The sequence below is a fragment of the Gemmatimonadota bacterium genome (assembly GCA_016712265.1).
Taxonomy (GTDB): Bacteria; Gemmatimonadota; Gemmatimonadetes; order Gemmatimonadales; family Gemmatimonadaceae; genus RBC101.
Window position 1 is genome coordinate 809,211 of record JADJRJ010000028.1, and the last position, 12,850, is coordinate 822,060.

Sequence of the window (12,850 nt, forward strand, 5' to 3'; positions counted from 1 at the left end):
GATGCGCATCGCGATCACGGGGGCCACGGGGTTCGTTGGAGTGCCGCTGGTTGCAGCGCTCCGCGCAGAGGGGCATGAGGTGGTCGTCATTGGCCGCCGACGACCGGGGAGCGCCCCCGACGTCGCCTGGGATCCCGAAGGCGGCGTCATCGATCGATCTGCCCTCAACGGTGTGGAGGCGGTGGTCCACTTGGCGGGGGAGCCTATTGGTGAGCGCTGGACCCCGGCCCGCAAGGCGGCGCTGCGTTCGAGCCGGGTGAAGGGGACCTCCCTCATCGCCACGACCATGGCCGCACTGTCCCCGCGACCTCGGGTCCTCGTGAGCATGTCCGCGATCGGGATTTATGGGAACCGCGGCGACGAGGAGCTGACCGAGGCGTCCCCGCCCGCGCGCGACTTTCTGGGGGAGCTTGGCGTCGCGTGGGAATCGGCAGCCGACCCGGCGCGTGCGGCCGGCATCCGGGTGGTTCACCCGAGGCTCGGGATCGTGCTACACCAGGATGGGGGCGCACTCGCGAAGATGTTGCCGCCGTTCCGGCTTGGCCTCGGCGGACGCCTGGGTGCGGGCACGCAATACATGAGCTGGATCTCGCGCGCAGATGCCGTGGCTGCCCTTCAATTCGCCTTGACCAGTGATTCTGTGCAGGGACCGGTGAATGTGACCGCGCCGGCGCCCGTCACCAACGCGACGTTCACGCAGGAACTCGGTCGCGCGCTCCACCGGCCGGCGGTTGCGGTCGTCCCGGAGTTCGCGATCCGACTGATGTTTGGCGAGATGGGCGAGCAGACTGTGCTCGCCGGACAGCGTGTGCACCCCCAGGTGTTGTTGGACCGCGGATTCCGCTTTCGCCATCCCGATCTCCCGTCGGCGCTGCGCTTTGCCCTGGGGGCTGTATGAGCGATCCTTCGGTGCACGAGACCCATCCGACTCCGTAGCGTTTCGACCGCGATCCCATGCTCGACGTCGTCATGGAAGGGGTGCTCTTCGTCGCGCTGGCCGTGGCGTGTGGCGCCGTGTTGTTCTATGTGGTGATGTCCGCGACTCCCCTCGGGCGCCGGTGGCGCGAGGCGCGACAGATGCCGACGCCGAAGGGGGATTCCACGCGCTGTGCGGTGCATGGCCCGATGCGCGAGGAGGAGATGGTCCAGCTGCCTTCCGGGGAGCGTGTCTGTCCTCGCTGCGTGGCCGAGACGATGGGGTAGCGGTCCCGCGCCGGGGGTAACGCTCCCACCGGTGTTCCGGCGAGATTTCCTCATGCGCTCCCGGACTCTCTTGTCTGTCCTCGCCTGTCACTCGCTGCTGGCGTGCGGCGGTGGCACGGCTCCCCCACTGGTGGTGTTTGCCGCCGGGTCGCTGGCTCGCTCGTTAGGCGCGGCGGCGGACTCCTTTGCGGTGCGGACCGGCCAGGCCGTTTCGGTGGAGCCCGCGGGAAGTCTCGACCTGGCCCGTCGCATCACCGAGCTTGGCCAGATCCCTGATGTCATCGCGCTCGCTGATGAGGACGTCTTCCCCAAGTTGCTGATGCCGGCGCATGTCACCTGGTACGCGCGATTCGCGCGGAACCGGATGGTGTTGGCCCGCGCGGCGGGTCGCCCATCGGTCCACGCGGATACGAGCTGGTGGCAGGCACTCGTGGATCCGGCGATGCGCGTGGGGCGCGCGGATCCCGATGTCGACCCGGGCGGCTACCGGGCGCTCATGCTCTTTGACCTCACGGAACGGCACGTCGCCCACTCGGGGCTTTCGGCCGCGCTGCTCGCGGCGAGCCCGCCGAAGTATGTGCGGCCCAAGTCGGCGGAGCTGGTCGCCCTGCTGCAAGCGGGGGAGCTGGACTATGCGTGGATGTACGAATCCTCTGCGCGGGGGGCCCGCTTGGCGTTCGACACCTTCACCGTGGCGATCGACCTGAGCCGTGAGGCGGACTCCACCTGGTACGCGACCTCGGTTGTACGTGTCGCCGGCGCATCGCGGAGCGATACCATCGAGGTCCGCGGAGCGCCCATTCGGTATGGGTTGTCCATCCCGGCCGCCGCCCCACGCCCAGCGGCCGGCGCGTCCTTTGTCGAGTTCCTGTTATCCGACGATGGTCGTCGGATCCTGGCACGCGAACACCTCGATGTACTCGAGCGTCCCATGGTCGTCGGCCAAGGCGCGCCTGTCGCTCTGACCCCGTAGCCCCACGTTCTCGTGCCCCGCATCGACTTTACCAGCCTGCCTGACGACGCTCGCGTGTGGGTGTTTGGCGCCTCGCACCCCATCAGTGCCGATGGCGAGACCGACTTGCTGACGTCGGTGGACGCCTGGCTTGACCAGTGGACCGCCCACGGCGCGCCGCTCACGTGCGCGCGTGACTGGGCGCACGGACGGTTTCTCGCGATCGGCGTCGACCAACGCAGTGCGGGGGCGTCTGGCTGCTCCGTCGACGCGCTATTCCGGGTGCTGCAGCAGGTGCAGGGGACCCTGGGGAGCTCCTTTCTCGGTGGGGGCCGGGTGTTTTTCCGCAACGACGAAGGCCAACTGACCTGTGCAGACCGGGCGGCGTTTGCGGCAACCCCCGGCCTGGGCGCTCGGACCCTGGTCTACGACACCGCGGTGACGACGGCGGCGGCGTATCGTTCACGGTTCGAGTTGCCGTTAGGCGAGTCGTGGCATGCGGCGCTGCGTCCCACCGGGTAGCTACCCCAGCCAGCGGTCGCGGTGTTCCGCGACGAAGTCGTCGTCGGCCAGCTCGGGGTAGGCACGCATCACGCGATCCAGCTCGCGTTCCTGTCCCGGGGAGAGCAGTTCCTCCGTTGAGAGGCACCAGGTGCCGCGGAGCAATCCCTGGCGGCGGAGCACCTCGTGAATCCCGGGAATGCATCCCCGAAATGCGTTCGTGGCATCGAAGACGGCGCTGTTGGCGTCCGTGAGGGCCGCGGCCTGCGTGAGCCAGGCGCGATCCAGGGTGACGTCGTGATCCACGGCCCGCACCGAGCGGAGCAGTTCCACGGCGCGATGCGTCCAGACGGCCCATTGCCCGAGCAGCCCGCCGACGATGCGCCGCGAGATCCGGGTGCCGCCGACGTCGAAGGAGAACGGGGTGAGCAGGTCGAGGACGATGTTGTCGTCGTTCCCTGTGTAGAGCGCGACGTCGTCCCGGCCGGCCTCGACGACGGCCCGCACCACGTCCAGGGTCTGGTAGCGGTTAAACGGGGCAATCTTGATGGCCACCAGGTTCGGGATCTCGGCAAGTTCGCGCCAGAAGCGAAAGTCGAGGACACGACCGCCAACGGCGGGTTGCAGGTAGAACCCAATCAGGGGAAGGATCTCGGCCACCCGGCGACAGTGGGTGATCAAGGCGCTCAGTGGGGCGTCGCGCATCGCGCCGAGGCCCAGGAGGACGGCGTCGTATCCCAACAGCCGGGCCACCTCGGCCTCGTCGACCGCCTGGCGCGTGTCACCGATGGCTCCAGCGACGAGGGCGACCTGTCGCGTGCCTTGCCACGCGCGGACCGTGTCGCGCGCGAGCTGCAGCACGGGGCGCAGCATGTCGTGTTCGCGCAGCTGGAACTGCGTGGTGTGCACTCCGACGGCCACGCCGCCGGCACCGGCGTCCACGTAGTACCGCGTGAGGGCGACCTGGCGGCGCTCGTCGAGCGTGCGCTGCGGGGTGAGGGCCAGGGGATGCGCGGGGATCACCTGACCCGAGAGGAGGTGGGCGCGAAGGTTCAAAATCGACCCTCGCGTTGCTCGAAGTGGGTTGGCTTTCCCGATGTAGGACCTCCTTGTGTGACCCACGTGGCGACCCAGTCGATGAGGGTACGCTCGTCGACCCGCAAGGGGCCATGGCGCGCCAGGAGCGGCGAGGCGTCCGACAGGAGCGCGGTCGGGTGTTCGATGCCGGTGAAGGTTGGCGTGACGCCAAGGCGCGCGCCGAGGGTCGTGGCGACCTCGCGCACCGAGGTGGTCGCCGGCCCGGTCAGGTTGTACACGGTGGCTGGCGAGGCCGCGTCGCCTAACGTCGCCAGCGCCAGGGCATTGGCATCTCCCTGCCAGATGCAGTTGAACCACGCCATCGACAGGTCGATGGGGCGGCGGTCGCGCACCTTGAGTGCCAGGTCGACCAGCACACCGTAGCGCAGGTCCACCGCGTAGTTCAGTCGCAGTAACGTGACCGCCGTGCCCCAGGTGGCGGCAGCGTAGGCGAAGGCTCGTTCGCGTCCCAGGCAGGACTGGGCATACTCGCCCAGTGGGGCCGGAGGATCGCCCTCCTTCGACCCGGGCCCCGGGGCGGCGACGAGCGGATACACGTTTCCGGTGGAGAAGGCGACGATCCGCGCATGGCGGGATCGAGCAGCGGCGAACGAGGCGACGGCGGTGTTGGTGTGCCAGGTGCGTTCCGGCGCGTCGTGCGTACCGAACTTCTGGCCAACCATGTAGATGACGTTCGGTGCGTCCGGCAGGGTGGACCAGGACTCGGGCTCGGCGAGGTCGGCGCGCAGGACCTCCACGCCGCGTGCGGCGAGCAGGTCGGCGGCGCCCGGAGCGGAAAAGCGCGAGACCGCGATGACACGCCGTGAGCCACCGGCGGCAGTGGCCGCCCGTCGTGCCATGGTCGCGAGGGACGGTCCCATCTTTCCCCCTGCGCCCAACACGATCAGGTCGCCGGGGCAGCGCGCCAGCGCCTCGATGGCGGCGGGAGAAGGGTCGCTGAGGCGATCCTCGAGTTCGGTGAGCGTGGTGGGTGCGAGCACGGGCGAAATATGGGCCTTGGCGGAACCACGGCACTGCTCGCGGCGGGTCGAAGCCATTGAAACCTTCTTGTCGCGCTCCCGGATAGTGTATACAATCTGGAATCCCGCTGACCTCGGAGCCCCTCCCGTGTCGTTGCGCGCCCTGCGTTGCCTGCCGTCACTCCTTGTCTTCCTTCTCCCCGGCTTCGCGACGGCGCAGGGCGGGGTCGCACCGCCGGCCGTCCGCGGCCCGCGTGATGTCGCCGAGATCGAGGCGTTCATGGATGGCCTCATGACGTCGTACCTGCGCGACAAGAAGATCGCTGGAGCCACGGTGTCCGTGGTGCGAGACACCACGATCCTGTTTGCGAAGGGGTACGGCTTCGCCGATGTTGGAAAACGGCAGCCCGTGGACCCCGACAAGACGCTGTTCCGGATCGGCTCCATTTCCAAGACCTTCACGTGGACAGCGGTCATGCAGTTGGTCGAGGAGGGCAAGCTCGACCTCGACAAGGACGTCAACGAGTACCTGGACTTCAAGATTCCGGCGGCGTACGACAAACCCATCACGCTGCGGGATATCCTGAGCCACTCGCCGGGACTCGAGGAAGATGGTCGCGGGTTGTTCACCTCCGATCCCGCCGAGATGCAGGCGATGAAGGACTGGCTCCCCGCGCACATGCCAGGACGCGTCCGCGCACCGGGCACCTTCTCGTCATATTCCAATTGGGCGACGGCGGCGGCCGGGTACATCGTGGAGCGGGTCAGCGGGCGTTCGTTCGACGAGTTCATTGAGCAGCGCCAGTTCCAACCCCTGGGCATGGTGAATGCGTCGTCCCGGCAACCGTTGCCGGCGAGCCTGCTGCCCCAGATGTCCGAGGGCTACAGCTGGAAGGACGGTCGCTACGCCCCCGAAAAGTTCGAGATCGTGACCGGTGCCGCGCCAGCGGGTTCGTTCAGCGTGTCCGCACGAGACATGGGCACCTGGATGATCGCCCACCTGAACCACGGGGCGTATCGCGGGCAGCGCATCCTCGCCGAGAGCACGAGTGTGCGCATGCAGACACGCATCCAGGGGCATGACCCGCGCATTCCGGGCTTCGCCCACGGGTTCTACGAGCAGTCCACGGTGGGGCCGCGTGCGATCGGGCACGGTGGCGACACGCAGTACTTCCACTCCTCCATGATCCTGCTTCCGGGGGAGAAGGTCGGGTTCTTCGTCTCGTTCAATACCAGCACCGGTGGCGAAGTGAGCTTCAAGCCTTTTGCTGACGATGTCTTCAATCACTACTACCCGGAGCCGTTGCCGGTCCTCACGCCCAAGGTGGCGGATGCCGCCGCGCTCCAGCGGTTTGCCGGTGAGTACGTGTTCAACCGGATGTCGTACACCACGTTCCAAAAGGCGCTGGCCCTCTCGGGCGCCATCAAGGTGGCCGCGACCGACAGCGGCGTCCTCGTGGCGACAACCCCGTTCGGTCCGATGCGCCTGGTGCCGGTCGATTCACTGCTTTTCCGGGATGAGGTGTCGCACGACCTGGTGGCGTTCCGGCAGGACGACCGCGGCCGCATCACCCACGGGTTCCTGTCCATGGCACCGATGATGGCCATGGAAAAGCTGGATGGGGCGCGCGCCCCGGGATTCCACCTCATGATCCTCGGCCTTGGCATCGTGACCCTGCTCGGGGTCATTGGTGCGGCCGTGGTGCGCTATTTCGGTCGGCGGGGCAGCGGTCGGCCAGCGCCGGACCCGCTCATCACCAACGGGCGGCGGCTGATGCTGCTGGTGGGCGTGCTGGTCGTTGGATTCCTGGCAAGTGTCGCGGGACTGGCGTCGGACCCGATCAAGTACATTCTGGGCAACGAGATCGGTTCGTTGCGCGCATCGCTCACCCTCCCGGTGCTTGCCCTCGTTGTCACGTTAGGCGCGGCAGCGGTCGCGGCCATGCAATGGGCCCGAGGCGCGGGGACACTCGCCTGGCGCGTGCGGCACTCGCTCGCGGTGGTCGTGTGCCTGGCCTTCTTCTGGTCGCTGAACAGCTGGAACCTGCTCGGCTGGAAGTTCTAAACGAGACGACAAACGGCAGATGGCAGGGTAGTGATCGGATCCTCTTCGGAGAGTACATGATGCGCAGTGTTGTCTTGCTTTCGGTGCTGGCCGTCGGGGCGGCCCGGGCGCAGCTTGCGGATCGACCCCTGATGGTCGAGGCCAGGGTGCCCAAGGCCCCCACGGTGGCCACCGGGGGAAGCGGGGCGTTCCTGGTCTACGAAGTGTGGCTGACCAACCTTGAGCAGCGAGAGCTCAAGTGGATGCAGCTGGAAGTGCTCGACCCCCGCGGGAGCTCCCTGCAGACCGTGGCGGATACCGCCCTCTGGCGTGACCTGTCCCGGCCGGGTCAAGGCAACATCGGGATGGCGGATCGGCCGCGCCTTGGTCCCCAACAGCGCGCCGTGCTCTTCCTTCGCGTGCCGGTCAGCGGCGAACCGCCGCGTGAGCTACGCCATCGGCTGACGCTCGTCGATTCCATCGGCCGTCGAACGCTCACCATGCGTCCGGTGACGGTCGCGCGCGAGGCGGTGCTGATTGGACCGCCGCTCCGCGGCGGGAACTGGTTCGTCGCCAACGGCCCGGGCAACACCTCAGGCCATCGTCGGGCGCAGATTCCCATCGACGGCGCTCCCGCGATCGCGCAGCGCTTCGCCATCGACTACGTCATCGTCGACAGTGCCTTCAAGACGCATCGGGGCGATGCCACGAAGAACGAGAGTTACTACGCCGAAGACCAGGACGCCCTCGCGGTCGCCGACGGCATCGTGGTGGCGACCAAGGACTCGATCCCGGAGAACGTGCCGGGGGCCAACTCGCGGGCCGTGCCGATCACGCTCGAGACGGTCGGTGGCAACCACGTCATCCTGGACATCGGCAGCGGACGGTTTGCCTTTTACGCCCACCTGCGCCCGGGCAGCCTGCGTTTCAAGGTCGGTGATCGCGTCCGGCGTGGGGCCGTGCTGGGCAAGGTGGGGAACTCGGGCAATTCCACCGAGCCGCACCTGCACTTCCACATTTCCGACAGCAACTCACCGCTGGGGTCGGAGGGTCTCCCCTACCTGCACGACCAGTTTGAGCTGGTCGGGACCTGCAAGGCGTTCGGTGTGGCCTGCGTGTCGCAGGCGCCGGTGACCCGTCGGCGCTTGCTCCCGCTCGACAACGAGGTCATCCGCTTTCCGCGGTGACGACCCTACACGCGGAGGTGATCCGGGCGCCAGCTGCGGATCGCCTTCTTGATGTCGATCGGCTTCGCGAACTCGCCGGCACGCACGCGGCGCACGAGGTCCGGCAGTTCTTCATCCGAGGCGAAGCGCAGGGCGACAAACTGGTACCGCGTCAGCGCGGCAATGTCCGCCTGCTGTGCCGCCGGGAGCACGCGCTGCATCCGCAGGGTCTCCTCGAGGCGAATCACCCGGTCCTGGGCGGTGAGGGCAAACACGCGACCCATGAGCGCGCCGACGAACAGGGCGCCTGCCACCAGCACCCCCCACCCAGTGGCCAGCGATGGCGCGCGCCACACGGCGTTCACCGCCATGGCGATGTTGATCAGCAACACCGGAAGTGCGAAGTAATGAAAGATCGGGAGGGTGCGTGCGTGGGATGCCGCAGACTGCTGGGTGGCCATGGAATGACTGGAGGTGGAAGGGTCAGGGCGTGACGTCGCGTGCGTGGCGCTTGAGGCGAGCGACGAGGGCGTCGAGGCCGACTTCGCGCGTGCCGAGACCGAGACCGCCCATCATGGTCCGCACGAAGTCGGGAGGGATCGCCAGGGTGACGGACGGAGGTTCGTCGTTCACCGCGCTAAAGACGAGGCTGAGAAAGGCGGCCACGGTCGGTGACTGCCGCGCATTGATGTCAGCGTAGAAGTGGAGGCGGCCGTCGGCAAATTCCGGGAAGATCCTCACCGGTGTTTGGCATTCGTGCACGGCGAACGCGTCGTCAGACAGCGCGGCGAGATGCGCGGGCAATGGCTCCAGCTTGCGGGCATAACTCACGAGGGCCGCCATCTTGTCCTCCCGCGAGAGAACGCGAAAGCGGTCCAGGATGGCAGTGAGCCGCGCCGGAACAGTCATGGCTTCGGGAACCGGCGTAGGTCGCCTGTCAGCCATTCGGTCGAAAGACCGATGGTCGCCCGGCTCACGTTGCGCGCCAGGACGGCGGTGGACTCGAGGCTGAGGGCCCGGGCGCGCCCCCGGAACCGCAGCCCGGTTCCCAGGCGAAGGCCGAGGACGTTGGTGTTGTAGCGAATGTCGATCGGGATCGAGCCGTACGAGGAGGTGAGGGCGTGCACGCCGGCGCCGACACTTGCATAGGGCACCACGGTGCGTGCCGGGTCGCGAGCGAGGACGGTCAGGGTGATGTGGCCGTTCAAGTCGTAGAAGACGTCGCGGTAGGTGGCGTCCTCCTGGGCCACGTATTCGCTCCGCGGGAGGGAGCGGAGGAACGACACGGCGGCACCCGGACGCACCCGTCGCGAGCGAAAGTGACCGAGGTCGAGGGTGGCGCCGAGCTCGATCCCGGTGGCGTTGCGTTCGATGGAGCTGGTCGCCACCGTGAGACCGACCGCCCCGATGCCACGGAGCCCAAGGACGGGCTCCTGGGCAGGGGCACGACGCCCCAGGGTGACCAGGGCGAGCGTCGCCATGATGGCTGCCATGGCGCGGCGGTGGAGCCGGCCGGTGCGAAAGGTGTACGGCAGGTGCATGTCGAGGGTAAACTATTCAGGCCGTGACCGCGGCGAGTCCGACCGGTCATTCTTCACAGACACCACGCTTCGACCCTTGTCCCTGCGGCTGACCTCCCGGACCACTGTCGTGGCCGCTCTCGCGCTGTGCGTGGGGGCGGGGGTGGGTGGCGTTTGGATGCGTCAGTCGCTGCGCGCTCGCGGCGCGCCGCATGGGCACGAGGTGACGGTCGGCCTGCAGTATGCCGATTCGCTGGAGCGGGACGCGCCAACCAGCGAGTTCTCGGAGGCCGATGCGCTGGCCGCGCTCTACCTCGAACGCGCGCGCCTGGGGATGGGAAGCCCGTTTCGCCTGGCCGAGTTCGCCTTGAACGACCAGGCCTTGTCCGAGGGGCGCCGACGTCTTGTGGCTGGCGCCATTCTCGGACGAATTGCCGAGGGTCGGGTGTACACGTCCCCAGAAGAGGCGCTCGACTTGCTGAGCGCAACTCGCAATGGGCTTGCCCACCGGGCCTTGATCGAGGGCACGCTCGATAGTGCGACGGACATTCGCGCCGCCGAGCTGGCGCTGCGCATGGCCTACCAGGTGGCGGCCGCGAGTGGAGCGACCGCGCCGCGCGCGGCCGCTGTGGCCCTGGCGGCGATTGCCCAGGGAAGGGACCGGACGCTGGCGATGCGGGACGTGCGCGACCTCCTGGTGTCGGCTCGTCGGGCGGGACAGGATCCGCTGGACGTGTTGCCGGAGTGGCGAAAGGGTCGACGCCTGGCGGTCGAGCGTCCGCTCGTGGAGCCACCGGGTGAGCGCCAGGAGCGTGCAGCGGCGGTCCTGTTGCCGCGCCTTGTGGCGCGCCTGCAGTCCCTGACAAGCGTGGAGCGGCGCACCCGCCGCGAACGCGCGATGCCAGTGCGCCTGGCGATCCCGGCGGCTGACTTTGCGACGCGACGCGCGGGGCCACCGCAGGCACCGGTGGTTGTCACCCTGGGTGGTTTCTCGCAGTACGTGGTCTCGTCCGCTGCCGGGATTTACCAACAGGCGCGCCGGGTCTTTGTGTCGCGTGCGCGAACCGAGGAGACCCTGGTCGCGGAGTACAATCGGTTGCGCGCGGTGGACCCGAAGGTCGGTGAGGCATCGCTTGCGGTGTTGACGGCCGCCGTGGCGATGCGCCCGTATGCGCAGGAGCGCCCCTGGTTTCCCGGGGACTTCGGGCCGTCTCCCGACGACGTGCGCGTGCGGCACGGACTGGCCAGTCTCACCTTCGACGCCCGTGTGGCGCCAGGATGGCGGACCTACTACGCGGGGATGCTGGACAATGCGATCGGCGACCTGAAGTTGGTCTTTCCGCGTTTGGACCTTGGCGGCCTCGCGGTGCGATTTGGGCCGTCGCCGCTGCGCGATCAGGCGCTCGCCCTGCACGATCCGCGGACGCGCACGGTGTATTTCCCGATCGAGACCTCCGCCGGGGCGATCGCCCATGAACTGGCGCATGACCTGGATTGGCAGGCGGCGCGGCGCCGGTATGGCGCGACGGCGAGCTACCGCACGGACCGCAGCGTGCGGCAATATCGCGACGGCCTTGCGGCACCGATCGACCGGATGAGCGCCAACGGCAACGCCGGGAGGCAGCGCACGCCGTCGAGTGAGAGTCGCCCGACCGAAGTGTTTGCGCGGAGCGTGGATTGGCTGGTGGCGCAGGCGCTGGCCCAGCGAGGCGTCATGAATGGGTACCTCAGTGCGGCGCAGGACGAGTGGCTGACGGGGTATGCCTCGGCGACGGCCCCGCGCCGGGATACGCCGGAACCAGATGGGACGATGGCGGCGTTACACGAGATCGCCGATGTCTCGCGCTCTGTGGTGGGATGGTACGATCGTGCGTACGGCTCGGCGCGACGCGCCAGTCTTTCGGAGGTGGTGCGTCGGGTCCTCGTGGCGCCGCTGCCGCGGCTGGAGACGCCGGCGACCGCGTTTCACGTGTTTGCGTCGTCGGCGCAGTTGCTGCGCCGCGGCACCGTGGATCGTGACAGCTGGGCGTGCCAGCTGAATGCGCCGTCCCTGCGTGGTGGGGACGCCGGGAGTGTTCGCCGGGCGCTGGACGTCGCGGCGACGACGCGCGCGGCAGGGGTCCTGGATCGGTGGGGCGAATGGTCGGAAGGTGCGCAGGCAAGCCCGCGGCTGCGCGCGTTAGGCGGGCCCCCGTGGAATGCGGGCGCGCGCCGCGAGGCAACCCGCGAGATGCGCGACGCCATCCTGTGGCGGGCCACGCGGCCGGATGACGGCCGCAATGGGACGTCGTTGCTGGAGCGACTGGAGCGACAGCTCGTCGCCGCGGAGTGCGCGCGCGGCTGACCCCTACCCCCGCTCGTCCCCCTGTTCGCCGCTCGTGGCGTGGATGGTCCGGGTGGGGAACGCGAATTGCACCTGTTCGGCGGCGAAGGTGCGCAGCACGGCCAGGTTCACGTGCTCCATCGTGTCCATGTAATCCTGGTAGACGGCGCTCTTCACAAAGTAGGCCAGTTCCAGCTCCAGCCAGGAATCAGCAAATCGCGCGAAGTGCGCGCGATCAAAACGCGCCAGTGCCTGGGATTCCACGCAACGCCGTAACATGGCGGGGGCGGCCGCCACCCGGTCGGGCGGCGTGTCGTAGGTGATCCCGAACGTCTGCAGGACGCGCCGCTCCTGCATGCGCTTGAGGTTGCGTACGCGGCTCTTCAGCAGGTCGGCATTGGAAATGATGACCTGCTCGCCGGAGATGGCGCGGACGCGCGTGGTCTTGAGCCCAATGTGCTCCACCGTGCCCGTGAAGGTATCCACGGAGATGGTGTCACCGACCTCGAACGGGCGGTCGAGGACAATCGAGAGCGCAGCAAACAGGTCGCCGAGGATGTTCTGGACCGCGAGGGCGATGGCAATGCCACCGATGCCCAGTCCGGTGAGCAATGCGGAAATGTCGTAGTCCAGGACATTGCGCAATGCCAGGACGAAGATCACCGACCAGAGCAGTCCCTTGGCGGCGGCGCCAATGGCCTTGATGGTGGATTCGCCGAGCGGGTCCTCCTGTCGTCGCGCGGCCCAGGCGCGGAGCCAGTGGGTGACCAGGGTGTTGCCCCACACCGCGATCTGCAGCAAGATGGCGATCGCGGCCACCTGACGGATCCCGTCGCGAACGGACGGGGGCAGGGTGAGGAACGCGCTCCCGGTTCGCACCGCGAGGGTCGTGATGAAGTACCAGCGCGTCCGCCCCAGCAACTCCGCCGCGATGTCGTCGATTTCGGTGGAGGTGGTCCGGGCGATCGCCTCCAGCTTGCGACCGAGGACCAGCCGAAGGGTCAGCAGGGTGAGGAAGACCCCACCCGCCACGGCGCCAGCGATCGACCAGGTACGGAGCGTGTTGTCGAGGAAGGTGGTCATG

General features: G+C 68.2%; 13 protein-coding genes. 7 read left to right on the forward strand and 6 right to left on the reverse strand.

The window, feature by feature from the left end:
• The first annotated feature begins 1 nt into the window (after nt 1).
• From IPK85_10340 to IPK85_10355, 4 genes are read left to right on the forward strand one after another with little or no spacing between them, the layout of a single operon-like run.
• The gene (locus IPK85_10340) at nt 2-898 is read left to right on the forward strand and encodes a TIGR01777 family protein (GenBank protein MBK8247780.1); all 897 of its coding nucleotides are present in this window, start codon (nt 2-4) and stop codon (nt 896-898) included.
• Between the two features lie 56 nt (nt 899-954).
• A complete protein-coding gene (locus IPK85_10345) occupies nt 955-1,203 on the forward strand; it encodes a hypothetical protein (GenBank protein MBK8247781.1) in 249 nt (82 codons plus the stop codon).
• A gap of 52 nt (nt 1,204-1,255) precedes the next feature.
• The gene (locus tag IPK85_10350) at nt 1,256-2,176 is read left to right on the forward strand and encodes an extracellular solute-binding protein (GenBank protein MBK8247782.1); all 921 of its coding nucleotides are present in this window, start codon (nt 1,256-1,258) and stop codon (nt 2,174-2,176) included.
• Between the two features lie 12 nt (nt 2,177-2,188).
• Nucleotides 2,189-2,677, forward strand: coding sequence for a hypothetical protein (locus IPK85_10355; GenBank protein MBK8247783.1), 489 nt, complete (start codon nt 2,189-2,191; stop codon nt 2,675-2,677).
• Here IPK85_10355 and IPK85_10360 read toward each other — a convergent pair whose 3' ends face one another.
• On the reverse strand, nt 2,678-3,712 hold the full coding sequence (locus IPK85_10360; GenBank protein ID MBK8247784.1) for a dihydrodipicolinate synthase family protein: 1,035 nt from the start codon (nt 3,710-3,712) through the stop codon (nt 2,678-2,680). It lies immediately after the preceding gene.
• Nucleotides 3,709-4,734, reverse strand: a complete 1,026-nt coding sequence (locus IPK85_10365) for an NAD-dependent epimerase/dehydratase family protein (GenBank protein MBK8247785.1) — start codon at nt 4,732-4,734, stop codon at nt 3,709-3,711. The genes IPK85_10360 and IPK85_10365 overlap by 4 nt, the downstream gene beginning before the upstream one ends.
• Nucleotides 4,735-4,861: 127 nt before the next feature.
• Here IPK85_10365 and IPK85_10370 point away from each other — a divergent pair, with 127 nt between their 5' ends.
• Both IPK85_10370 and IPK85_10375 read left to right on the forward strand, forming a co-directional pair.
• Nucleotides 4,862-6,778, forward strand: a complete 1,917-nt coding sequence (locus IPK85_10370) for a beta-lactamase family protein (GenBank protein MBK8247786.1) — start codon at nt 4,862-4,864, stop codon at nt 6,776-6,778.
• 56 nt (nt 6,779-6,834) lie between these two features.
• Nucleotides 6,835-7,944, forward strand: coding sequence for a M23 family metallopeptidase (locus IPK85_10375; GenBank protein MBK8247787.1), 1,110 nt, complete (start codon nt 6,835-6,837; stop codon nt 7,942-7,944).
• Nucleotides 7,945-7,949: 5 nt separating this feature from the next.
• Here IPK85_10375 and IPK85_10380 read toward each other — a convergent pair whose 3' ends face one another.
• From IPK85_10380 to IPK85_10390, 3 genes are read right to left on the reverse strand one after another with little or no spacing between them, the layout of a single operon-like run.
• The gene (locus IPK85_10380) at nt 7,950-8,384 is read right to left on the reverse strand and encodes a hypothetical protein (protein ID MBK8247788.1); all 435 of its coding nucleotides are present in this window, start codon (nt 8,382-8,384) and stop codon (nt 7,950-7,952) included.
• A 22-nt stretch (nt 8,385-8,406) separates the two neighbouring features.
• Nucleotides 8,407-8,832 carry a SufE family protein gene (locus tag IPK85_10385; GenBank protein MBK8247789.1) on the reverse strand — a complete coding sequence of 142 codons (426 nt, stop codon included), beginning with the start codon at nt 8,830-8,832 and terminating at the stop codon, nt 8,407-8,409.
• Nucleotides 8,829-9,464, reverse strand: a complete 636-nt coding sequence (locus tag IPK85_10390; GenBank protein ID MBK8247790.1) for a hypothetical protein — start codon at nt 9,462-9,464, stop codon at nt 8,829-8,831. Before IPK85_10390 ends, IPK85_10385 begins: the two co-directional genes overlap by 4 nt.
• Before the next feature lie 109 nt (nt 9,465-9,573).
• Here IPK85_10390 and IPK85_10395 point away from each other — a divergent pair, with 109 nt between their 5' ends.
• Entirely contained in the window at nt 9,574-11,787 is a 2,214-nt protein-coding gene (locus tag IPK85_10395) for a hypothetical protein (GenBank protein ID MBK8247791.1), read from the forward strand.
• 3 nt (nt 11,788-11,790) lie between these two features.
• Here IPK85_10395 and IPK85_10400 read toward each other — a convergent pair whose 3' ends face one another.
• A complete protein-coding gene (locus IPK85_10400) occupies nt 11,791-12,849 on the reverse strand; it encodes a mechanosensitive ion channel family protein (GenBank protein ID MBK8247792.1) in 1,059 nt (352 codons plus the stop codon).
• Nucleotide 12,850: the final 1 nt, after the last annotated feature.

What these genes read in the sequence shown, in the direction of transcription:
- IPK85_10340 (MBK8247780.1), top strand. Translation starts at nt 2, where the DNA reads ATGCGCATCGCGATCACGGGGGCCACGGGGTTCGTTGGAGTGCCGCTG.
- IPK85_10345 (MBK8247781.1), top strand. Translation starts at nt 955, where the DNA reads ATGCTCGACGTCGTCATGGAAGGGGTGCTCTTCGTCGCGCTGGCCGTG.
- IPK85_10350 (MBK8247782.1), top strand. Translation starts at nt 1,256, where the DNA reads ATGCGCTCCCGGACTCTCTTGTCTGTCCTCGCCTGTCACTCGCTGCTG.
- IPK85_10375 (MBK8247787.1), top strand. Translation starts at nt 6,835, where the DNA reads ATGATGCGCAGTGTTGTCTTGCTTTCGGTGCTGGCCGTCGGGGCGGCC.
- IPK85_10380 (MBK8247788.1), bottom strand. Translation starts at nt 8,384, where the DNA reads ATGGCCACCCAGCAGTCTGCGGCATCCCACGCACGCACCCTCCCGATC.
- IPK85_10385 (MBK8247789.1), bottom strand. Translation starts at nt 8,832, where the DNA reads ATGACTGTTCCGGCGCGGCTCACTGCCATCCTGGACCGCTTTCGCGTT.
- IPK85_10390 (MBK8247790.1), bottom strand. Translation starts at nt 9,464, where the DNA reads ATGCACCTGCCGTACACCTTTCGCACCGGCCGGCTCCACCGCCGCGCC.
- IPK85_10400 (MBK8247792.1), bottom strand. Translation starts at nt 12,849, where the DNA reads ATGACCACCTTCCTCGACAACACGCTCCGTACCTGGTCGATCGCTGGC.